This is a genomic window from Paenibacillus plantarum (assembly GCF_013141695.1).
Classification (GTDB): Bacteria; Bacillota; Bacilli; order Paenibacillales; family NBRC-103111; genus Paenibacillus_E; species Paenibacillus_E plantarum.
In genome coordinates, this window is the sequence record NZ_WHNY01000087.1 from 76572 (window position 1) to 97582 (window position 21011).

At 47.0% G+C, this 21011-nt stretch carries 19 protein-coding genes and 1 riboswitch; of the genes, 15 read left to right on the forward strand and 4 right to left on the reverse strand.

Annotated elements, in window-relative coordinates; genetic code table 11:
- Positions 1-11 precede the first annotated feature (11 nt).
- The 4 genes from GC096_RS34885 to GC096_RS34900 are packed head-to-tail and all read left to right on the forward strand — an operon-like array spanning position 12 to position 4434.
- Complete coding sequence (locus GC096_RS34885; protein WP_171637218.1) at positions 12-959, forward strand: ABC transporter permease; 948 nt, start codon at positions 12-14, stop codon at positions 957-959.
- Positions 960-973: 14 nt separating this feature from the next.
- Positions 974-1876 carry a carbohydrate ABC transporter permease gene (locus GC096_RS34890; RefSeq protein WP_171637220.1) on the forward strand — a complete coding sequence of 301 codons (903 nt, stop codon included), beginning with the start codon at positions 974-976 and terminating at the stop codon, positions 1874-1876.
- 33 nt (positions 1877-1909) lie between these two features.
- Positions 1910-3550 carry a type 2 periplasmic-binding domain-containing protein gene (locus GC096_RS34895; protein WP_171637229.1) on the forward strand — a complete coding sequence of 547 codons (1641 nt, stop codon included), beginning with the start codon at positions 1910-1912 and terminating at the stop codon, positions 3548-3550.
- Between the two features lie 26 nt (positions 3551-3576).
- Complete coding sequence (locus GC096_RS34900) at positions 3577-4434, forward strand: MBL fold metallo-hydrolase (protein WP_171637231.1); 858 nt, start codon at positions 3577-3579, stop codon at positions 4432-4434.
- Positions 4435-4734: 300 nt separating this feature from the next.
- On the opposite strand, the gene GC096_RS34905 is transcribed toward GC096_RS34900, so the two are convergent.
- Positions 4735-6177, reverse strand: a complete 1443-nt coding sequence (locus GC096_RS34905) for an MFS transporter (protein ID WP_246303193.1) — start codon at positions 6175-6177, stop codon at positions 4735-4737.
- Positions 6178-6331: 154 nt separating this feature from the next.
- Here GC096_RS34905 and GC096_RS34910 point away from each other — a divergent pair, with 154 nt between their 5' ends.
- The 5 genes from GC096_RS34910 to GC096_RS34930 all read left to right on the forward strand — a co-directional run bounded on the left by GC096_RS34910 (position 6332) and on the right by GC096_RS34930 (position 11511).
- Positions 6332-6778, forward strand: coding sequence for a GNAT family N-acetyltransferase (locus tag GC096_RS34910; protein WP_171637233.1), 447 nt, complete (start codon positions 6332-6334; stop codon positions 6776-6778).
- Between the two features lie 234 nt (positions 6779-7012).
- Positions 7013-7163, forward strand: a riboswitch (cyclic di-AMP (ydaO/yuaA leader).
- Positions 7164-7263: 100 nt separating this feature from the next.
- Positions 7264-9099, forward strand: coding sequence for a potassium transporter KimA (kimA, locus tag GC096_RS34915; protein ID WP_171637235.1), 1836 nt, complete (start codon positions 7264-7266; stop codon positions 9097-9099).
- Positions 9100-9144: 45 nt separating this feature from the next.
- Positions 9145-9405, forward strand: a complete 261-nt coding sequence (locus GC096_RS34920) for a YqkE family protein (RefSeq protein WP_056612190.1) — start codon at positions 9145-9147, stop codon at positions 9403-9405.
- Between the two features lie 11 nt (positions 9406-9416).
- Entirely contained in the window at positions 9417-10316 is a 900-nt protein-coding gene (locus GC096_RS34925) for a polysaccharide deacetylase family protein (RefSeq protein ID WP_216626361.1), read from the forward strand.
- 97 nt (positions 10317-10413) lie between these two features.
- Positions 10414-11511, forward strand: coding sequence for a polysaccharide deacetylase family protein (locus tag GC096_RS34930; RefSeq protein ID WP_171637238.1), 1098 nt, complete (start codon positions 10414-10416; stop codon positions 11509-11511).
- 54 nt (positions 11512-11565) lie between these two features.
- On the opposite strand, the gene GC096_RS34935 is transcribed toward GC096_RS34930, so the two are convergent.
- The gene (locus GC096_RS34935) at positions 11566-11781 is read right to left on the reverse strand and encodes a hypothetical protein (RefSeq protein ID WP_056612196.1); all 216 of its coding nucleotides are present in this window, start codon (positions 11779-11781) and stop codon (positions 11566-11568) included.
- Between the two features lie 150 nt (positions 11782-11931).
- Between GC096_RS34935 and GC096_RS34940 the strand changes: the two genes are divergently transcribed.
- On the forward strand, positions 11932-13344 hold the full coding sequence (locus GC096_RS34940; protein WP_171637240.1) for a hypothetical protein: 1413 nt from the start codon (positions 11932-11934) through the stop codon (positions 13342-13344).
- Between the two features lie 113 nt (positions 13345-13457).
- Here the strand turns inward: GC096_RS34940 and GC096_RS34945 are convergent, their stop codons facing one another.
- Complete coding sequence (locus tag GC096_RS34945; protein WP_171637242.1) at positions 13458-13829, reverse strand: iron chaperone; 372 nt, start codon at positions 13827-13829, stop codon at positions 13458-13460.
- 227 nt (positions 13830-14056) lie between these two features.
- Between GC096_RS34945 and GC096_RS34950 the strand changes: the two genes are divergently transcribed.
- The 5 genes from GC096_RS34950 to GC096_RS34970 all read left to right on the forward strand — a co-directional run bounded on the left by GC096_RS34950 (position 14057) and on the right by GC096_RS34970 (position 20282).
- Positions 14057-14836: a sporulation protein gene (locus GC096_RS34950; protein ID WP_171637243.1), complete on the forward strand. Its 780-nt coding sequence runs from the start codon at positions 14057-14059 to the stop codon at positions 14834-14836.
- A 170-nt stretch (positions 14837-15006) separates the two neighbouring features.
- On the forward strand, positions 15007-15603 hold the full coding sequence (locus GC096_RS34955) for a TetR family transcriptional regulator (RefSeq protein WP_171637244.1): 597 nt from the start codon (positions 15007-15009) through the stop codon (positions 15601-15603).
- A gap of 203 nt (positions 15604-15806) precedes the next feature.
- A complete protein-coding gene (locus GC096_RS34960; protein ID WP_171637245.1) occupies positions 15807-19178 on the forward strand; it encodes a cadherin-like beta sandwich domain-containing protein in 3372 nt (1123 codons plus the stop codon).
- 103 nt (positions 19179-19281) lie between these two features.
- Positions 19282-19863 (forward strand): NUDIX hydrolase, encoded by a 582-nt coding sequence (locus GC096_RS34965; protein WP_056612210.1) that lies wholly within the window; start codon positions 19282-19284, stop codon positions 19861-19863.
- Complete coding sequence (locus GC096_RS34970; RefSeq protein ID WP_171637247.1) at positions 19860-20282, forward strand: DUF1284 domain-containing protein; 423 nt, start codon at positions 19860-19862, stop codon at positions 20280-20282. The genes GC096_RS34965 and GC096_RS34970 overlap by 4 nt, the downstream gene beginning before the upstream one ends.
- A gap of 31 nt (positions 20283-20313) precedes the next feature.
- Here the strand turns inward: GC096_RS34970 and GC096_RS34975 are convergent, their stop codons facing one another.
- Complete coding sequence (locus tag GC096_RS34975) at positions 20314-20961, reverse strand: SOS response-associated peptidase (RefSeq protein ID WP_171637249.1); 648 nt, start codon at positions 20959-20961, stop codon at positions 20314-20316.
- Positions 20962-21011 lie beyond the last annotated feature (50 nt).

Consider the following 21011-nt stretch of genomic DNA (forward strand, 5'->3'; position numbering starts at 1 on the left):
GAGGCAGCTATATGACTGCGAAGACCAAGGCTGCACATGCACCCTCACCTAGGTCTAACCATAGAAGGTTTGGGCTGCGAAACAATTGGGATTATCTAATCTTTGTCATCCCTGTTGTCCTTTATTTTCTTATTTTCTGCTACGGACCCATGTATGGTGTACAACTCGCATTCAAACGCTTCAATCCCATCCACGGCATCATGGGTAGTCCTTGGATTGGTTTGGATAACTTTGAAAGGCTTTTCAATTCCTTTCAATTTTATCGCATTGTGAAGAACACGCTGGTTATTAATCTATTTAAAACACTGATCAGTTTTCCCATTCCAATTATGCTTGCCCTTATGTTCAATGAGATGAGAAAAGAGAGATTGAAGAAGACGCTGCAGACGATCACTTATGCACCGTACTTCATCTCGACGGTCGTCTTTGTCGGTATTATCAATTTATTTCTCGGCGGGGAAAATGGGTACTTGAATCATTTGCTGGGGATGATCGGAATCGAATCGATTCCTTTCTTAACTAGTCCTGACTACTTTCCTGGTGTCTATATCGGTACTGACATCTGGCGGAATAGCGGTTGGAATTCCATTATCTTTATCGCTGCGTTAGCGGCTGTAGATCCCCAGCTGCATGAATCTGCGCAAATCGATGGGGCTAGTCGGTGGAAGCGGATGATTCATGTGAATCTGCCGTGTATTATGCCAGTCATTGTCATTCAATTTATTTTGCTCATGGGGAAAATGATGACTCTCAGCTACGAGCGTATTCTTCTTATGCAAAATAGCTTGAACATGGAAACCTCAGAGGTCATTTCCACTTATGCTTACAAGACGGGGCTAATCAATATGGATTATGGATTCTCTACCGCTGTGGGCCTCTTTAACAATGTCATCAACATCATTTTGCTGCTTGCGGCCAACAAGATTGCCAAACGATATAGCAGCAGCAGTCTGTTCTAAAAGGAGAGGTGAACATGGAGGTCGTTTCCCACAAAATTCGAGAGTCTAACGGAGATCGGATCTTTCTAGCGATTACTTATGTACTTATCGGGATTCTGGTGTTAATTGTGCTTTACCCGCTGATCTATGTCGTTAGTGCCTCATTCAGTGATCCTAAACTGGTGATCGCGGGCAAGATAGGATTGATCCCGAGCGGATTCAATGTGGAAGCCTATCGACGGGTATTTACGAATACGGAAATATGGATTGGCTATCGAAATACGCTGATCTATACGACCATAGGAACGTTAGTAAATATTTCACTGACTATGATGGGCGCTTATCCGCTGTCACGCAAAAATTTCCCTTGGCGTCGCGGGCTTATGATATTCTTCACCATTACGATGTTTTTCAGCAGCGGTATGATCCCCATGTACCTGCTTGTTAAGAATTTGGGACTTTATAATTCGATGTGGGCATTAATATTGCCAACGGCGATCAGTGTATACAATATGATTGTAGCTCGTACGTTCTTGGAAACCAACATTGATGAGCAACTCTATGAATCGGCCTATATGGATGGCAGCGGCAACATCCGATCGTTTTTCTCCATTGTGCTGCCCCTAAGTGCACCGATCATGGCTGTTCTTGTCTTGTTCTATGCCGTGTATCATTGGAATTCCTATTTCGAGGCGATGATATATTTGAAAGAACGTTCGCTGTATCCATTGCAGCTCTTCTTGCGGGAAATTCTAGTTATGAATCAGTCGGATAACGTGATGATGGATTCGATCGAGATGGATACAAGCAAATTTCTAGTTGCTGAAGGTGTCAAATATGCTGTAATTATCGTATCCAGCGGACCGATTCTTATGTTGTATCCCTTCCTTCAAAAGTATTTCGTTAAAGGGATGATGATTGGTGCTCTTAAAGGTTAATATGATTAATAATCAAGGAGATGACTAACGAATATGAAAAGAAAATTGGTCTTACTGACAGCTGCCATGCTGATTACATCGATTCCAGTACTAAGCGCTTGTAGCGATAAGGATAAAGGTGCAGAGCCTGTTACAACTGGTGCAGCGAATAAAGAGGCGAATATCAATAAAACAGGTATGCCAATTGCAAAGGAGCCAGTTCAATTGAAAGGGCTTGTCTCCAAATATGAGTTGGTCAAGGATTGGAACGAGCATAAAGGTTTGAAAAATTATGAAGCGAAATCCAATGTCATCATTAAATGGGATACGGTACCGCAAAATGCGTTTGATGAGCGCAGAAATTTGATGTTTGCCTCCAATGATCTTCCGGACTTTGTCATGCGGGCGAATTTGTCGCCGCAATTGATCACTTCTTACGCAGCAGCGGGGCAGATTATCCCATTGGATCCTTTGATTGAGGCAGGCTATGCGCCTAATCTGGCAGCACTTATGAAAGAAAATGACGGGATTCGCAAATCGATTACTTCAGCTGACGGTCATATTTACTCGCTTCCGAACATTAGTGAAGCAGATGGACGTATTTCTTCCTCGTGGATCAATAAGAAGTGGCTGGACAAGCTTGGGCTTCAAATGCCGACAACAACGGACGAATTTTATAAGGTGTTGAAAGCTTTTAAGGAACAGGACCCTAACGGGAATGGCAAAGCAGATGAAGTTCCGATCTCAGGGTACAAAGAGGGCAATAAGAACTACGGTGATCAATTTATTAAATCGTTCTATGGCAGCTGGGGATTCGGAGCGAATTCCGGGATCATCGCACCTTTCATGGATGTTGATAACGGGGGCAAAGTTCGGTATATCGCAACGGACAATACCTTTAAAGACATGATTACCTTCTTTAATAAGCTCTGGCAGGAAGGTTTAATCGATAAAGAAATTTTATCGCAGGATATGAAGCAGGAGATCGCGAAGGTTGATGATGAGCGTGTCGGCTATGTAGCGAAGGGCAACAACAATTTGTGGATGGGCAAAAATCGAAATAATTACGTCCAGAACCCTCTCCTAAAAGGGATCGACGGCAAAGTGTATTGGACGGGCATCTCCCCGAAAGTTCGGGATTTAGGTTCATTCGTGATTACGAGCAAAAACCCGAATCCAGCAGCAACACTGCGCTGGGGAGATTATTTCCTGAGTGAAGAAGGGACGGCTATGGCTCGACTTGGCATCGAAGGCGTTACGTATACGATCGGCAGTGATGGATTTTATAAGCTGAAAGACGAATTTGCCAAAAATCCGAACGGACTCACAGTGGATGAGGCGCTCTCGGAATATACGATTTTCCAAGGTGGCGGCATTCCACAGCGTGTGACGCAAAAGGTTGACCAAAGTGCTGCTGTTCTACCAGAAATGATTGCGAATAAAGATGTTATTCGTCCTAACCTAGTGCCTGACGCGAAATTGATGATTCCTACTTTTACTGAAAAAGAGAATATCGAATTAAGCTCTTATGCAACGGATATCGAAGCTTATGCAGATGAGAATATTGTTAAATTTATAACAGGCGCTAAACCGCTCAGCGAATGGGATAAATATGTCAGCACGTTAAATAAAATGCAGCTGGATAAATATCTAGCGATCTATCAAGCAGCCTATGACCGCTGGAATCAGAAGTAATCAGTGTTTAGAAGGAGGGACCAACGATGAAATTTTACGGCACAAGCGCTGCCGAAGGCATACCGAATCCATTTTGCACCTGTTCCGTGTGTAACAACGCACGGGAGGTAGGCGGTGCAGAGATTCGCCGCCGTTCGATGTTCCGAATCAATGAGGGAATGTGTATTGATTTAGGGGCAGATTCTTTTCAGCAAGCGATTGAATATGGCGACTTTACCAAGCTTCAGCATGTCTTAGTGAGCCATACCCATGAAGATCATTTCAACTATATGATGATGAATGTTCGAAATATGTCGATAGAACGATTGAAGGAGCCGCTGCATTTCTACTTTACAGATCAAGCCTACGAAATCGTCGAATTCTATCGTCAAAGCCGACCGATCATGAAAGGCATGACGTCCGATTTGGAAGCGCGCGGCGTAGTGGCTTTCCATAAGCTCGAGTTTAATCAATCCGTTACCATTTGCGGCATGAAAGTAACGCCGCTTCGCGGGAACCACTTGGGCAACATGGGGGAGAGTTGTGCGAACTATCTGATCGAGCAACCGGATGGCCAGAAGCTATACTACGGCGTGGATACTGGCTGGTACTTGCCGGAAACGTTCAAGCAGCTGGAGAATGCTTCACTGGATGTGTTGATTAGTGAATGCACATTTGGATTGACCACCGGCCGCGGCCTTCAACCAAATGGACATCTGGACGCCTTTAGCTGTATGGAATTATTTCGCAAACTGTTAGAGCAAGGGACTTTACATACCAATTCTCGCATTTATCTTACACATATTAATCACTTTACCTCTACACATGCAGATTTAGTCAGCTGGATTCAAGAGCAACAATTCCCATGTCCGATTACGGTCGCATGGGATGGCATGGTCATATAATATACGAAGAGAGGCTGTCCCCGAAGTCATACCATGATGACGGAGGGACAGCCTCTTCTTGTGGAAAGGAGGAGCAACGACTTCGGATAACGTTATAGAATACCGCTATTCAGACCAATTAGGCCACGAAGTGCACAATAACGTTACGTGATAGCGCTATTAGCTCCAAAGTCGAAGTTTCCTGCGTATTTCAACACTTTAACGTTATGCCATCACTTTATTCCAAGTGAGAATATGTCCAAGCCTAAATTAAGATGATATCATCACCTTAATCTGGGCTTGGGCGCTATCTGGCGGTATTTATTCGGCTGCAGTCTTAGGTATCGTCGCTCTTCCTACCGACTCCGTTGTAGCGAGTCCCGTAAGCCTCTTTTTTGCATAATTTCTGTATAGAATCGAGCTCCCTATCGTCAAAAGCGCAACCACCGCCATCCCCCAGATGAGGTTGTCAAAAGCACGTTCGAGCGGCAGTGATTTCTGCCAAACGAGTGCGCTCCCCGAGAGCGCGACGGCGAACGCGCCGCTGAAAAATTGCAGCAATTGGAACAAGCCCATGCCCGAGCCGATGCGATCTGTGGTCAATTGCCGGGAGAGTTCATTGGATACAGCGCTGGAAAGTGTCGTAAAGCTGATGCTGACCAGGATGTAGAGTGCAGCAATCCAGTAAGAGGAATAGCTAGCAGTCAGGGCAAGCCCTACGGTTGAAACTAGCATCAACCATGGTACGTAGCGGAGTAACGCCGTATTCCCATAGCGGTCAATGATGCGCCCCACGCGATTGGAGACGAGCATAGCCAACAAAGCGCCAGGGAAGAGCAGTAGTCCCGAAGTAAGCGGAGCTAAGCCGAAAACCCGCGCAAGCATCTGTGGCGCAAGGAACAAGAAGCCGAAGCTGATCATATAGGAAAACACGCCGATTGCGCTGAGCGCCATATAGGGCCTATCGCCAAATAGGGCAGGCAGCACGAACGGTTGTGAGGCACGGCGAATGCGCAGAGTAAATAGGGCAATCGCTATGACGCCTGCTAGGAGTGCGATCAGACTCTTAGACGTAAGGAAGAGCAGCAACCCCGTCGTCCCAATCCCGAGGAGCAGAGCGCCGATGAAATCGAACGAGCCGCTTTCTGGTTTTTCTTTTGGCAGCAGGATGAGAAAGATAGGAATTAGCAGCAGCGTGACCGCTGTAATGACGAACAGGAAATGCCAGCCCAAATACTGAACGATGGATCCGCCTGCGACGGGACCTAGTCCCAAGCCAAGTGAAGCGGCGGAAAGGATGAGCGACATGGCTCTGCCTCTACGAGACAACGGAATGTAGCGGGTTACGAGCACGATACCAAGCGAAGGGATCGCACCTGCCCCGGATGCTTGAATCAACCGCGTAAACAGCAACAGTCCGAAGCTGTCCGTGAACAACCCTAGAATGGAGGCGCCGCCTAGCGAGAGCAGGGCAATGACGTAGAGCCTGCGAATAGGCACGAAGTCGGACAAGCGGCTGTAGGTGATCGATGCGATGGCGAAAATGATTGAATACCCCGTAACAATCCACGATGCCGTTGAAGGACTGAGCTCGAATTGTACGGAAATTTTGGGCAGTGCCAGATTGAACATCATCGTGTTCATGATGACAAGTACAATCGTAAAACAGAGCAACCAGGAGACAGGCGTTTCTCGTAAGCGGCCAGGCATCTCAGGTTGAGCATGTGTTGTTCCTTGAGCTGAAGAGGTTGCGTTGTCTGACATGGTACACCTTCCGATCTAAACTATAATATATTTTGTGACAGTTTATCATGGCGGGTATGGTGTGTCAATGAATTGGCCTGTATTAAATCAGTAAAGGGTTGAATATTTATACATATAATTGTATTATTATTCATAAAACACATGGAGGAATACGATGGGACACGTGATAAGAAAAGTGGGAATTGAAGATTTGGAGGCATTAACAGAGTTGATGTATGCCTATATCGTAGGCTTTTATAAGAAGCCACAGCCGTTAAGAACTGATATTCATCGACTGATTAGAAACTTGCTTCAGGAACAAGGCGGTATACAGTTTGTTGTCGACCAAGAGGGAGAGCTCGTCGGTTTTGCGACCCTGTATTTTTCCTGGAGTACGATGAAGGCAAATCCCATTACGATCATGAATGACCTCTTCCTTCTTGAGTCTTACCGGGGGACCGCTGCAGAAGAAGACTTGTTCCAGAAGTGCCAAATCTACTCCAAGGAAAACGGCTATGCCTACATGTCATGGATCACCGCGCCTGACAATCATCGTGCACAACAGTTTTTTGACAAAATGGGCGGAACTCGCGTGGATTGGGTAAATTACACGATTATTTAAAAGAAGCAGTTCATCCAACGGAATATTCGCACGAACTAGCAACTTGGACGGATTGCAAACTTGTTGTTTAGTTAAAATACCCTGATTACCTACGAGAATGGAAGATAATCAACGAATCAGGTAATTGTAAGCGAATTATCGGGTGAAACGTGAGGTCGGAGAGTGCTTTTTACGTTTTTTCCCTCCTTTACTATGTTGGCAGAAGAGAGTAGTATTCAATCCGTACTAGAACAGTTGAATATTTCGCTTAATTTTCTATTAAGAAAAGCGGGGGAACCACGAGTAACATGGGGTGAATAACGGTACGGATTCAAGTACCTTTTAGGGCAGATTTCTCGCGGCCCGAACCCGGCAGCTAACCTCGTAAGCGAACGTGAGAAAGGAGAACGTGTGTTCAAAACACAAGGTCGATCCTTGTGTTTTTTTGCGTCCATTTTTCAAAAATATAGTATTTATATGGCTTTAATTGGAGGAACAACGGCGAAATGACAAGTGATTCATTGAAAAAAATTGTGTTCGGTAAGCCGCTAAAGTCGAGTGAGATTGAGTCGGAGAAAATGCCTGTCTGGAAAGCCCTCCCTATCTTGTCGTCAGATGCCTTATCATCCGTATCGTATGGGACGGAGCAAATCCTGTTAGAGCTCGCAACAGTGGGGGTTGCAGCTTTTGCCTTCTCGTTGCCGATTGCGATTTCGATTATCGCTTTGATTCTACTGCTCGTGTTGAGCTATAGACAGGTGATAGAAGCGTACCCGATGGGCGGCGGCGCCTATATGGTGACGAAGGAAAATTTAGGCATGGTGTGGGGACGTCTCACCGGTGTCTCTCTGCTAATCGACTATACCTTAACCGTAGCCGTTTCGATATCGGCTGGTGTCCAGGCAATTACCTCGGCATTTCCATCAGCCGTACCTTACATTGTTCCGCTGACCATCTTACTAGTATGGATTATGGTCTGGCTGAATTTACGAGGGACTTCCGAATCAGGAACGGTATTCGCGATTCCAACGTACTTTTTTATTCTTTGTATCCTTTTATTAGTGGGGAAAGGTATTTTCGATTTACTGACAGGATCTATGAATACGCATGCGATCGAATTCGCACCAAGCGCGGCAACGAACTCATTAACCTTATTCGTACTTCTCAAAGCGTTCTCGTCTGGTTGTTCCGCTGTAACGGGGATCGAAGCGATCTCAGATAGCGTACCGCATTTTAGAACGCCATCTGTCAAAAATGCCAAACGAACACTCCTCTCTCTAGGCGGCCTGTTGGCCATCGTGTTCGGTGGTGTAACGCTGATTGCCTTAGGGTATGGAGTGGCACCGGATCATAACGGTCATACATCGGTTCTTTCGATGGTGACGGAGCAAGCTTTTGGCCGAGGCGTTATGTACTACGCGACGCAAATCGCGACAATGCTCATCTTGGTGCTGGCTGCGAATACAAGCTTCAATGGCTTCCCGATCTTGGCGTCCATCATGGCCCAAGACAAAAACTTCCCGCGCATGTTTTCCTTCCGTGGGGATCGGCTTTCGTATCACTATGGGATTATTACGCTAGGCGTATTAGCCAGCCTGCTGTTGATTGGCTTTAAAGGTAAAACCGATGCACTTATTCCGCTTTATGCGATTGGCGTATTTTTATCTTTTACACTTGCTCAGACGGGGTTGGTTCGAAAATGGCTTAAAGAGCGCGTATCTGGCTGGATCGGCAAGCTGATCATTAACGGCCTGGGCGGTATAGTCTCCCTAGCGGTTCTTATCATTTTCTCCGTTACCAAATTCAGCGAGGGTGCTTGGATTGTCATTATCATTACACCGATCCTCCTCTGGCTCATTACGAAAATTAGTCACCATTACGACGACGTAGCCAAACAGCTGCGGATTGATATCACACAAGACCGTGTGTGCACCAAAGAGCCGGTCATTATCGTGCCTGTGGCTGGGATTCACAAAGCGGTAGAGCAGACCTTGAACTATGCCAAATCGCTCTCGCCTAACGTCATCGCGTTCTATGTCTCCTTCTCGGATGAGGACGAAGAATCGATGCAGGAGAAGTGGCAGATCTGGGATCCAGGTGTTCGACTCGTAGTATTCAAATCACGATACAGAACGATTCTGAAGCCGCTGGCTGAATTCATTGATCGCATCGACACGCATATGTCGGAGAAGCAGTCGATCATGGTTATTCTCCCGCAATTCATGCCGAAGAAATGGTGGCATCGTCTGCTTCATAATCAATCTGCAGCGCGGATTCGTTCGAAGCTTCAAGCTGATAAGGATATCGTTGTTGCAACAGTGCCGTATCATTTACATCAATAGAGGTGTACAATAATAGGGAGAACTTGTAGACGAGGTGACCTTATTATGGTGAAAAAGAAAGCAAAGATTACGCCGGCTGCGGCTAGCGTGCAAGATAAACCTGCAACGTTGAAGGATCTGCTGCGTCCGGAAATACTGGAAGGGCTCAAAGCCCAGGCTGACGCGATGAAAGCGGAAGAGCAAGCCAAGAAGGATGCAGAGAGAGCCAGGGTAGAGGCGGCTCGCAAGGCGGAAGAGAAACGTCTTGAGAACGATTTTGCCTATCAGCTGGAGAAAAGTAAATTAGACTGGCGGAAACATAAATGAGGGGGCGCACGATGTGCCTCCTTTTCTTTATAAGTGCGATGGTAGCGCTTGCAGGATGCGAGACGGAGCAGCGTGCTGCAGAAGTGGAAACGGCGGTTGATTCTACATCTACATCTGCAGGAATACCAATACCAATACCAACACCAACATCAACACCAACGCTTGCACCATCAGCCGCACCTCCTGTCCCAACCGTCACCTCAGTGGAACAATCATTGATCGCTCGTTATGCCTCTATGATACCAACGAAGTGGGGAGAGCGTGTCCCTGGTGTGAAAACACGCTTACATACGAAGGACAAAGTGGTTGCCCTTACCTTTGATGCCTGCGGCGGGAAGGAAGGTAGTGGCTATGATGAGAAGTTGATCCAGTATTTGATTCAGGAGCAGATTCCAGCTACGTTATTCATCAATGCAAGATGGATTGCTGCGAATCCGTCAACCTTTCAAGATTTGGCATCGAACTCTCTGTTTGAGATCGAAAATCATGGCACCGAGCACCGCCCATTATCTGTAGCAGGCAAGCTAGCGTACGGTATTGCGGGTACGAAGAACGTCAAAGAAGTCATTCATGAGATGAATGACAATGCGGATCAGCTGGAGAAGCTGACGGGGAAAAGGCCCCTATTTTTCCGATCGGGTACGGCATTTTACGATGAGGTCGCGGTATCAGTTGCGCATGATTTAGGGTTCGAGCTAGCGGGATACTCCGTACTTGGGGATGCTGGAGCGACGTATAACACGGAGCAAGTGTACAACGCTATATCGAAGGCTCCGAGCGGGTCCATCGTCCTCGCGCACATGAACCATCCAGAGAAGGACACTGCCGAAGGCGTCATCAAAGCGATTCCGCAGCTGCGTAAATTAGGCTATAGTTTTGTACAGCTTGCCTCTATGGAACTTAGTGACTAATAAGAGGAAGTAGTGTAATAAATAGTTTACAAGAAAGCGTTTTCATGATACTATTTGCCTAATTTATTATCATCTCATCTATGGGGTTGTTGTCAGCATGAATAGACTAAAATTGGGAAATCCAACGAATTTGGCGTTTACTGTTCTTTTAATTTCTAGCGTTTTATTGTGCCTCTATGTTGTATTGCCAATGTCGTTGCCGAAGTCTTTCGAGCAGACCATAACACCAGAACAAGCAATGAGAGAAGAACAACGTGTGCCTTCTTATGAACAGTTAGCAGAATCAGTTGCTGAACAAGAACTAGAAGTAAAGCAAGAAGTAAAGCAAGAGGTCAAACCAGTCGCACAACAGCTAGAACTCGAAACGCAACAACAACCGGGGCAGCGTCAAGTAAATGCACTAGCTTTTGATCAAGCAGATTATAGTAAACAAAAGGTTCATTATACCGACAAAGTCATTGTACTGGCCTATCATCACATTGATGAAAAAGAAAACGGAATTACAATTTCCCCCAAAAGATTTAGAAGTCAACTGCAAAGGTTGAAGAAAGAAGATTACAATGTCATCTCCATGGAACATTTTCTTCATTTCATGAAGGGCGAGGCGAAAGTTCCCCAAAATGCGGTTGTCATCACGTTTGATGATGGCTATGAATCCTTTTATACCCAAGCGTATCCTGAATTACTTAACTTTGGTTTCCATGCTACTAAATTTATCGTTGTTGATTCTATAGATCATCCTAAGGCACCGCGCCTAACATGGGATCAGATGAGAGAAATGAAGCAGAACGGGATGAGTTTTTACTCTCATACGTACGATCATCATGACAAAGTCAAGGCGGGTTCTGGGAATACACTTATGCCAATGCTTACAAATCCCATTTATTTGGAAAATGAAAAAAGAATTGAAACGGACGATGAATATCGAAAGAGAATTAAACAGGATCTGTTAAAGGCTGAAAACCGTATCGAGGAAGAGTTAGGACCGCAGTATCGTCTACTTGCTTTTCCTTTTGGTGCCTATAATGAAACGGTCATTGGGGTAGGAAAGGAAGTGGGCATTGAACTTTTCTTTACGACCAAAGAGGGGATTAATACCAAAGGAAGCAATGAGATTTATAGAATCCATGCAGGGACGGCATATATGTCAGAAGATGATTTGATGTGGCGAATGAAGTTATATCATAAAAAGTAAAACAATGGCTGGGAGCCGCATTGAAGCGGCTTCTTTTTTGTTCCCAACAGAGTCCTATCTTTTTTTCATCTCAAAAAACTCGCAAGCTGCCCGATCATAATAGGTCAAATCGCTGACGCGCGTTTGCACAACGACTGTCGTATCACTGAAGCGTAGAACAACCGCATTGGAATCGACAATATGGTCATCTTTAAAAATCCGAACAACACCCTGTCGGTCAATGACCTCCTGAAAATCTGAATCCGTATGTAAACGTTGATTCCTTGCCATGAATGTATGATCCCCTTACCTCATTAAAATAGTTCTTTCCATTGTACCACAAGGTGGCAAAATGCCCGAATTTAGACGAACGCCTACGCCTAGCCGAGCATAGAATGTAGCACCAATTACTGCTTGGGCTGAGAGGGTGTGTGGTGCAAGATGGATATTCAACTTTTACCGATTCATTGGGTCTATTTAGTGTTCATTGGTTTCATTCTTACGCTTCTTGTTAAACGCAGAGACACGACGATGATTTGTGTGGTGGGGATTTTTACACTAGGGTTGTTGGCAACGGAAACGTTGAGCGGCTCTGTATCGGGTGTGTTTAACAGCTTTATTTATGCGACCAAAGAGTTAATGGGGACGATTATGATTATCTCCATTATCGTGGCGATGAGCCGCGTCTTAATTCGCACGGGTATTAATGAAACGATGGTGGCGCCGCTGACCAAATTTCTGAGAACGCCAGCGTTAGCCTTCTGGGGTATCGGCATCATTATGATGGTGACATCCTGGTTTTTTTGGCCTTCACCTGGGGTTGCGCTGATTGGTGCTGTGCTGTTACCCGTCGCTGTTCGCGTTGGCTTGCCGGCACTTGGTGCCGCGATGGCAATGAACCTCTTCGGACATGGGATTGCGCTTTCGGGGGATTACATTATTCAAGGGGCGCCCAAATTGACTGCGGATGCAGCCGGTTTGCCAGTTGCTTCCGTTATGGAAGCGAGCATTCCACTGGTCATCGTGATGGGACTTGTTACGACGATTACGGCTTTCTGGCTGATGCGGCGCGATATGAAGAATGGCAAATGGCGCAGCGGGCTCGTCGATAGCCGTTTAGAGGAAAGCGGCGGACTTGTTCCTGTTGACGAAGAAAGCAAATTACTGATCGGAGAGCGCTTAAAGCGGACGCTAGCTATCGCGATTCCTGTGCTGTTCGCTCTAGATGTTATTGCTATGTTTGTCTTGAATTTGCAAGGCGGTGATGCAACCGCTCTCGTGGGTGGTACAGCGGTGTTTATCTTAATCGGAGTCACCTTAATTGCTCACCGCAATGCGGGCGTGGAGAAAATTACTTCCTATTTAATAGAAGGCTTTGTGTTCGGCTTCAAAGTCTTCGGACCCGTCATTCCGATTGCAGCCTTCTTCTATTTAGGTGACTCCGCGTTTACGGATCTTTTCGGCAAAATACTGCCAGAAGGTTCACACGGTATCGTGAACGACTTAGGCGTGGCACTCGCAGGCGTCGTGCCGCTCAATGGCGCCATTGGTGCCGTGACGTTAACCGTCGTCGGCGCCATTACCGGCCTCGATGGCTCCGGCTTCTCGGGTATTTCCTTGGCGGGCTCCATCGCGCAGCTGTTCGCGACCGCCATTGGCTCTGGCGCAGCTGTGCTGACCGCGCTCGGGCAAGTGGCCGCCATCTGGGTCGGCGGCGGCACCTTGATCCCGTGGGCGCTCATTCCTGCCGCGGCGATCTGCGGTGTGAGTCCGTTCGAGCTCGCGCGGCGGAATCTGAAGCCTGTGCTCATCGGCTTAGCGGTGACAACGATCGTGGCGATGTTTTTGGTTTAAGTAGCGTGCGGGGAAGGAAGCGCGCGACAGGGAAGGGGTCCCTAAGCCATGTATGTGGCGGCGGGGCCTCTTTGTGTCATTTTTACCATCTAACCTCTAATCGCATCCCTGTACTATTTCCGCCAAAAAGTTGAACAATCTGCCTTGTCTGCCACATTAAACGCGATCATTTTCTCAAGTAGTGAATAATCAACCGGACTATTCCACTTGATACGCACCAATTCCTTCGTGTGATCGTAGCCAGCTTGTACAATGTCATCCGCGAACCGAATAATTCCCGCCTTTTCAGGGGCAATAGCCAAGTGAGGTTTGGCTACGCTAAACCCAATAATAAATGTGCCGTGGTCGGTGAACATAGGTTGATTCCACGCGATTTTTGGCTCCAAATTCGGAAACTTCTCGGCTACCCAAGTCAAAACTTCTTCCGTTCGATCCCGATGTTGCGGATTATCGATACGCCCTAAAAACTCTGCGAAAACTTCCATGGTATTCCTCCTGAAATTGACATGCATAATCCTATTAGTAAGCCCAAAGTTACATAAATAATTATAGATTTAATTAGGATACCACAAAACAGTATTACAAGCCCCAATTCACGGTAGTTGAAAAGGATAAATTAACCAGTTGTAACCATTTTTGTCTTAAACATATGAAACCACATGGGCCTCAAATCGTATCATGAGTATATGAATGACAAGGAGGAAATTTACAGATGTCCATATACAAGCGCATGCTCGCGAGCGTCGGGATCGGCGCGGCCCAAGTAGATCTCATGCTCCATCAAGATACGGTGAATGCCGGGGAAATGATCAGTGGCGTCGTTAGGATTCAAGGGGGGCGCGTTGATCAGCAAATTACTGATGTGTACGCCTTCGTTATGACGCGTTACCTGAAAGAGCAGAACGATACGAAGACGCAAATAGAAGCTCCTGTGGCTAAGTTCCAGCTTACTGGGGGATTTACCGCGCAGGCAGAGCAGGTCTATGAGTTACCTGTCTCGTTCCAGCTCCCTAACAATACGCCAGCAACTTTGGGAAGAACCCCTGTGTGGATACAAACAGGACTTGATATTAAAGAAGCGATTGATCCGAAGGATCAAGATCAGCTTCAAGTAAGACCACATCCACATTCCGAGGTTGTTCTCGAGGCTGTCAATGAACTCGGGTTTCGACTCCGTGAGGTGACATGCGAATATGCGCCATCTATTGGTAGAGAGAATGGAGTACCTTTCGTTCAAGAATTCGAATTCGTCCCTACCATGCAATTCCGAGGCCAACTGGATGAATTGGAAATCATCTTCTTCCCGGACGAGGACGGCGTCGACTTGCTGTTGCAGATCGATCGCAAAGCGCGCGGGTTAGCCGGGCTATTTGCCGAAGCCACGGGTACGGATGAAAGGTTTGTAAGGGTGCGATTTGACCGCAATCGCCTAGATTCCGGAACTAGCTACGTTGCAGATGAATTAGCCGAGTTGATCCGCAGGTACTTATAAGATTTCATAGTCATCCAATAGTCTACATGATAAGAAGCCTTCCCGTTGTGGAGAGGCTTTTTATATTTTTGTCAATTCAGATCTTAACTGAACCGTATTCCATTGTTATAATATGACTGGGGCAATAATAGAAGGATTCTTTTTAAATACTGATACAGGAGGCGGCCACTTTGACAAAAAATAAATTTCAGTTGAAAAGAGAAGCTACCTATCAGTTGCTCGTTGAGGCGGGGATGATGTGTTTTTCGGAAAAAGGATATGCGGCAACAACACTCGGAGATATCGTCGCGCGAACGGGACATACGAAGGGGGCGTTTTATGGTCATTTTACAAGCAAAGAAATGTTATTCATGCATGTGCTTGATTATCAAATTCAATTAACGAATGGATGGGCTGATATTCCCAAACAATTTAATCCTATGGATACTTCTCTTGAGGAAGTTCTTTCAATTACGCTTACACGCCTTGGGCAAATGTTAAAAGGTTTCGATAAGTGGATCGTCGTGTTGATCGATTTCTACCAGCAAACCAAACACGATCCGGAGACTCATAGCATGCTCAAGCAGAAATATCGCGAGTGGATTGCGGGGATCGAAGCATTAGTAAACACCTTGCAGGTACAGGGGTGGATCGCGCCTGATAAGGACATCCGTCTGATCGCCATGCAAGTGATTGCATTTAACGAGGGTTATGCCGTATTCTCGCTTCTATTTGGCGGCACAGACCTGCGCGCGCATATTCAAGGTTTGGTTAAGTTGATGTCTTGAGCTTCCCTACAAAATAAGCGTATCCGTCTCCGAATCCCAAAAATTTCCTTGACGGATTCTCCGCGCGCCAAATAATATATACTATACAGAATATATTTAATTCATTATAGTGAACGTTTTCGGTAGTCAGTCCTACAATCTCTGCACCTTCCGAACATTTGCGAACGACATTCCAATTGAACATTAGTAAAGGGGAGTTATTCATGAACATCATTCGGAGTTCTTCCGGCAGGCGGCAAATTGTACGGACCTTTCTAGCAACAGTGTTATTTACAACTATGATATTAACGGCAATATCCATATACAGTCAGACTGTATTTGCTGCGTCCGATTGGAGGATGGGTGCAGGCGGATCCGACGATCCAGCGGCACTCGGTTTTGATCCGTTCGGGCTGGATGTCGATCCCGTTAATGGCTACTTTTTTGTAACTGATGAAAGTAATTTCGCAGTAAAAATATTCAATTCGAACGGAACAGCGGCAGGGACGTTAACTGCCTCCACTGGGAGCTTCATGGAGCCTCTAGCAATTAAGTTGGATGGCGCAGGTCATATCTATGTAACGGATAAGAGGTACCTTTACCGATTTGATGTTACCTTTTCGAGCGGTGTTTACACGTTCAACAATATGATCAAATGGGACGGCAATAGTGTTAATCCTTCGGTAGGCAGACTAGATTATGCTCAGGGAATCGCTGTGTTTGGCAACGATCTGTACATCGCGGATACGAATAATAATCGCGTGCTCAAATTCGATGCGCACGACTTCAGTTCAACGAGTAGTCCAGCGATATGGTCGGGCGATCTGGACTCCGATCCGCTCGTAAACGCGACAATCGATAATCCTTTCGGTATCGCTGCAGACAGTTCCGGCGTCTATATCGGCAACAATAGGAACAATAGCGCTGGAAAAGTCATCAAATTGAAGGCCGATGGGAGCACATTGATTCGAGCGATCATTGCGCCTAAAGGCTTCAGCTTGCATACTGACGGCTATTTGTATGTAGCGGTCAATCGAAGTGATGGCAGCCTTGTTACCCGGTTCGATTCAAGTTTGAACGAAAACTCGGTATATTTTTCAGGCAACTCGAACGTAATTGCCCCTGCTAATGTCGGATTTGATCATACGGGAGCGCTGTATCTAAGCACTTATGCCCAAATAGCGGGATACGAAAGTTACAATACCATATGGAAGAAGTCGCTAGGGTCGCCTGACAACAGGCTGTCCGGGCTAACAGCAAGCGGGGTTACACTTAGCCCCTCGCCATTCTCGTCGAACACCCAAGACTACACAGCCAGCGTGGCTAGCAGCGTGACCTCAACGATGATTACACCAGTATTAAGCGACAACACTGCCAGCGTTACCGTCAAAGGAACGAGCGTAACCAGTGGCAGCGCCTCTTCTTCCATTACATTAAATAAAGGCGATAATACGATTCCCGTTGTTGTGACGGCAATTAATGGCGCATCGCGTACTTATATGATCGAAATAAACCGAGCGCCCTCCGTAGATGCGACGTTAAGCGGGCTTACGCTTAGCCAAGGAGCACTTAATCCGACCTTCGCTGCAGGCACGTTTGCCTATGAGACTACCTTAGCTAATAGCGTCACATCGATAGATGTCACGCCAACTGTCAGTGACAGTCGGGCCACGCTGGAAGTGAATCATTCGGCTGCAACGAGCGGTAGCGCGTCCACCGTTTCTTCGCTTGCTGTGGGGCCAAACGCGATTAAAGTAGGCGTCACAGCTGAGGACGGTATTACAACGAATGAATACACGATTCTCGTCATGCGGGAACCTTCAGCTGTTGCTACGCTAAGCGCGTTAACAATTAGCCCAGAAACATTTCACGAAACGTTCTCTGCTGGAAGGACCTCTTACACGGCAAGTGTGGCGAACAACGTTTATGAGATCAACGTGATTCCGACCGTCACGGATAGTACATCATCGCTAAAAGTTAATGACGTGGTGTCGATTAGCGGTGCCGTGTATGGTCCGATCCCACTTGCTATCGGTGCGAACACAATTGAAATACTAGTCACAGCACAAAACGGCACCACGGCTACCTCGTATAGCATCGTCGTCACGCGGTCTCCATCATCCGCAGCTACGCTAAGCGCGTTGACAATAAGTCGGGGAACCTTCGATGAAACGTTCACTTCCGGCAGGACCGCCTATACGGCTAGTGTGGCGAACGATGTCACTGATCTTAGCGTGATGCCAACGGTCACAGACAGTATGTCGTCGTTAAAGGTTAATCATATAGCGTCGGTCAGTGGCGGTGTCTATGGTCCGATCCCGCTTGCTGTCGGCGCGAACACCATTGAAATACTAGTCACAGCACAGGACGGCACGACGACTACCTCGTACAGCATCATCGTTACGCGCGCTCCATCATCCGAAGCTACGCTAAGCGCTTTGACAATAAGCTTGGGAGCATGGCATGAAACGTTTGCTGCCGAAACGCTTACCTATACGGCAAATGTAGAGTTGAATGTCTCTTCTATCAGCGTGACGCCTGTCTCCACCGAGAGCCATGCGACGCTCCTAATCAATGGCATCCCAGCGGCAAATGGTAGTGCTTTTGGTCCGATTGCACTAAACCCTGGTTCAAACACTGTAAGCATTGTGGTCACAGCACAAGATGGCGTAACGCAGAAGTCATATCGTTTGGACATTATCCGAAATGTTAGTAACGAATCGACCGAGCCAGTATTTAATGCGGCAGATTTAGATTCGCTGAGCTTGCTAGCTGATGAGGAAATACTTGTCCTAAGCCCAGCATTCAAAAGCGACATACGCTCATATACGGCAAAAACAGCCGCGAAGAAGATACATTTTACAGCAAAAACAATCTACATGGATGCCAAGGTTAGCCTGCTAGGTAAGAACCTCCAAGAGGAGGGGGAAATTGACTTGCATCCTGGAGACAACACCATTGCGCTGCAGGTAACACATGTAAGTGGACTGTCTCAGACTTATACCATACGCATTTACCGTACTACTACCGAAACACTGCCTGTACAGCCTGTTGGTCTAAGTGATATTGCCGGAAATTGGGCGGAAGCAGAAATACGCAAAGCAGTAGCTCAAGGTTGGGTTGCTGGCTATCCAGACGGCTCGTTCCATCCCGAACGCGAAGTGACAAGAGCGGAGTTTGTGCAACTGTTGGCCAAGTCCCTTGGCTGGAAGCAATCGGAAGCAGGGAGCTTGAGCTTGACCGATTATGCCGACGCAGATGACATCGGTTTGTGGGCACGGCCGGCAATTTCAATGGCTCTTCAGCTGGGCATTATTAACGGCTATGAGGATGGCAGCTTCCGCCCTAATAGTCAGCTGACGCGTGCGGAAATGACGATGCTGATCGTCAGATCGTTGGGGTTGACTGTAGAATTGAATCAATCGACTTCATTTGCTGACAATTCGAGCATTCCTTCTTGGGCGTTGGCCTGTATTGTGGAAGCGGCAAAACAGGGTCTCGTCAATGGGTTGGACAATAATCTGTTCGGGCCGAACAGTACGGCAACACGAGCCCAAGCCGTCGTCATAGTAACAAGATTGATGGCGCGAGAGTAGGAGCGGTTGTTGTGTTGCAATATAGGGTTGCCTATTGTCCATCTTTCGCAGTATCCTTGCATATAGATGATTAGACGATGAAAGACCAAGGGAGCTGAGACAGATGGAAGTCAAATTTTGCAGTAGCTGCGGAGCTGCCATGGAAACGCGTGATGTGGATGGAACGGAGAGACGGGCCTGCACAGCGCCAGAATGTAGTTTTGTTCATTGGGGCAACTACAGCATCGGTGTCGGAGCACTTGTGATGAAGGATGAGAAAATATTGCTTGTGCGCAGAGCGCAAGAGCCAGGGAAAGGCCGCTGGACGAACCCTGGTGGCTATATTGAACAGCATGAATTGATTCAAGATACGATTGTGCGAGAAGTTATGGAAGAATCCGGCGTCGAGGCGTCGGTCTCACGACTGGTTGCTGTGCGCGATCTGCCGAGAAGCATACATAATGTGTACATTGCCTTCGAAATGTCCTACATTAGCGGAACCCCTCAGCCGGATGGCGTTGAGGTAGATGCGGCAGGCTTTTATAGCCTCGAAGAAATGGCTTCTATGCCAGTGGCAGATTTCACGAAGTGGCTCATTGATGTCGCCTTGCACTCCAAAGGGGACGGTCTTATTGAGGATAAAGAACCTGCCATTCCGATGGCTGGATATGGATTGTACCGTGTGCCCAAGGTTAACAACGTATGATCGAACTTCGCGGACATCACTTGCTCTGTTTGTTAGGCTACCGAGGCATGGGGTATTCCCCAGCATTTTGTGAAAATATGACGACGGTCTATGAGCAGCTGCGCACAGAGCCTGAGACGATGATTCGCGTTGTGCTCGGACCTGATGATCTGTGCGCTGCGTTTCCGCAGGATCAAGTTGCACATTGCGAGAATCGGACGGTGTACCAGCGGGATGCAGAGATTGTTGCCAAGCTCGGCTTGGAGGTGGGGATGGAGCGTACTTGGTCCGCCATTTGCGGTCAAGTTGCCCTTGAAGTAAAGCCGACAGATATCAGCAATCTCTGTGCGACATGCCGTTGGGAGCCTTACGGCGTTTGTGCGGATGGTGTTCGCATCATAGGGGAAGGTGGCGCATTGCCGCCTGTACCGCAGAAATAAAAGGACTTGCGCGTAAGCGCAAGTCCTTTTATCATACAAAAATACTGACATCGGAACCTATCTCCAGCTTCTCAGCTGGGGAAGAGAGAATGTTTGCGACCATCCGCATCTCATCGATAGGTTGTAGATAGGATCTTAACTGGCGACTATCCCTCTGGTCGGGCTGCAGCCACTTCTCCATCTGTTCCTCATCAAGAATAGCCGGCATGCTTGCGTGGTACGGCGAGACGACGGAGTTGGATTCCGTCATAAGCATCATACACGTGCGAAGTTCTTCTCCCCCTGAAGGGGCTTGCCAAATGTCGTACAACCCAGCAATGCCGAACGTGCCGCTCCGCATTTTGAAACGAATCCACTCCGTCTCCTTACCTTCCGTTCGCCCCACGTAGAAACTGCTGCAGGGGATGACACAACGTTGTTTTTTGACGATGCGCTCGAACACGATATTGGAGAAAATGGAATTGCGATCACCGCATACAGCATCCTTCGCCCAGAAAGGCATCAAACCCCAGCGGAATTCATCTAAAATACGTTCTCCCTTGCGATTGATCATCACGGCAGATACAGATTCAGTTGGGCGCACCTCATACCGATTGGAACTGTAGGATAAGAGCCGATCGACGCGGAATTGCTTCATAACTTCGTGAACATCAGCCAGAACGGCTATTGAATGACACATGATTATCACCTCATTTGATTTTGGTTAGTGTTTTCCTAAAACAACCAATT

Coding starts and splice junctions, on each gene's coding strand:
- GC096_RS34910 (WP_171637233.1), top strand. CDS start 6,332: ATGGGACACGTGATAAGAAAAGTGGGAATTGAAGATTTGGAGGCATTA.
- GC096_RS34975 (WP_171637249.1), bottom strand. CDS start 20,961: ATGTGTCATTCAATAGCCGTTCTGGCTGATGTTCACGAAGTTATGAAG.
- kimA (WP_171637235.1), top strand. CDS start 7,264: ATGACAAGTGATTCATTGAAAAAAATTGTGTTCGGTAAGCCGCTAAAG.
- GC096_RS34895 (WP_171637229.1), top strand. CDS start 1,910: ATGAAAAGAAAATTGGTCTTACTGACAGCTGCCATGCTGATTACATCG.
- GC096_RS34970 (WP_171637247.1), top strand. CDS start 19,860: ATGATCGAACTTCGCGGACATCACTTGCTCTGTTTGTTAGGCTACCGA.
- GC096_RS34905 (WP_246303193.1), bottom strand. CDS start 6,177: ATGTCAGACAACGCAACCTCTTCAGCTCAAGGAACAACACATGCTCAA.
- GC096_RS34945 (WP_171637242.1), bottom strand. CDS start 13,829: ATGGAAGTTTTCGCAGAGTTTTTAGGGCGTATCGATAATCCGCAACAT.
- GC096_RS34900 (WP_171637231.1), top strand. CDS start 3,577: ATGAAATTTTACGGCACAAGCGCTGCCGAAGGCATACCGAATCCATTT.
- GC096_RS34940 (WP_171637240.1), top strand. CDS start 11,932: ATGGATATTCAACTTTTACCGATTCATTGGGTCTATTTAGTGTTCATT.
- GC096_RS34890 (WP_171637220.1), top strand. CDS start 974: ATGGAGGTCGTTTCCCACAAAATTCGAGAGTCTAACGGAGATCGGATC.
- GC096_RS34935 (WP_056612196.1), bottom strand. CDS start 11,781: ATGGCAAGGAATCAACGTTTACATACGGATTCAGATTTTCAGGAGGTC.
- GC096_RS34925 (WP_216626361.1), top strand. CDS start 9,417: ATGTGCCTCCTTTTCTTTATAAGTGCGATGGTAGCGCTTGCAGGATGC.
- GC096_RS34930 (WP_171637238.1), top strand. CDS start 10,414: ATGAATAGACTAAAATTGGGAAATCCAACGAATTTGGCGTTTACTGTT.
- GC096_RS34960 (WP_171637245.1), top strand. CDS start 15,807: ATGAACATCATTCGGAGTTCTTCCGGCAGGCGGCAAATTGTACGGACC.
- GC096_RS34965 (WP_056612210.1), top strand. CDS start 19,282: ATGGAAGTCAAATTTTGCAGTAGCTGCGGAGCTGCCATGGAAACGCGT.
- GC096_RS34950 (WP_171637243.1), top strand. CDS start 14,057: ATGTCCATATACAAGCGCATGCTCGCGAGCGTCGGGATCGGCGCGGCC.
- GC096_RS34885 (WP_171637218.1), top strand. CDS start 12: ATGACTGCGAAGACCAAGGCTGCACATGCACCCTCACCTAGGTCTAAC.
- GC096_RS34920 (WP_056612190.1), top strand. CDS start 9,145: ATGGTGAAAAAGAAAGCAAAGATTACGCCGGCTGCGGCTAGCGTGCAA.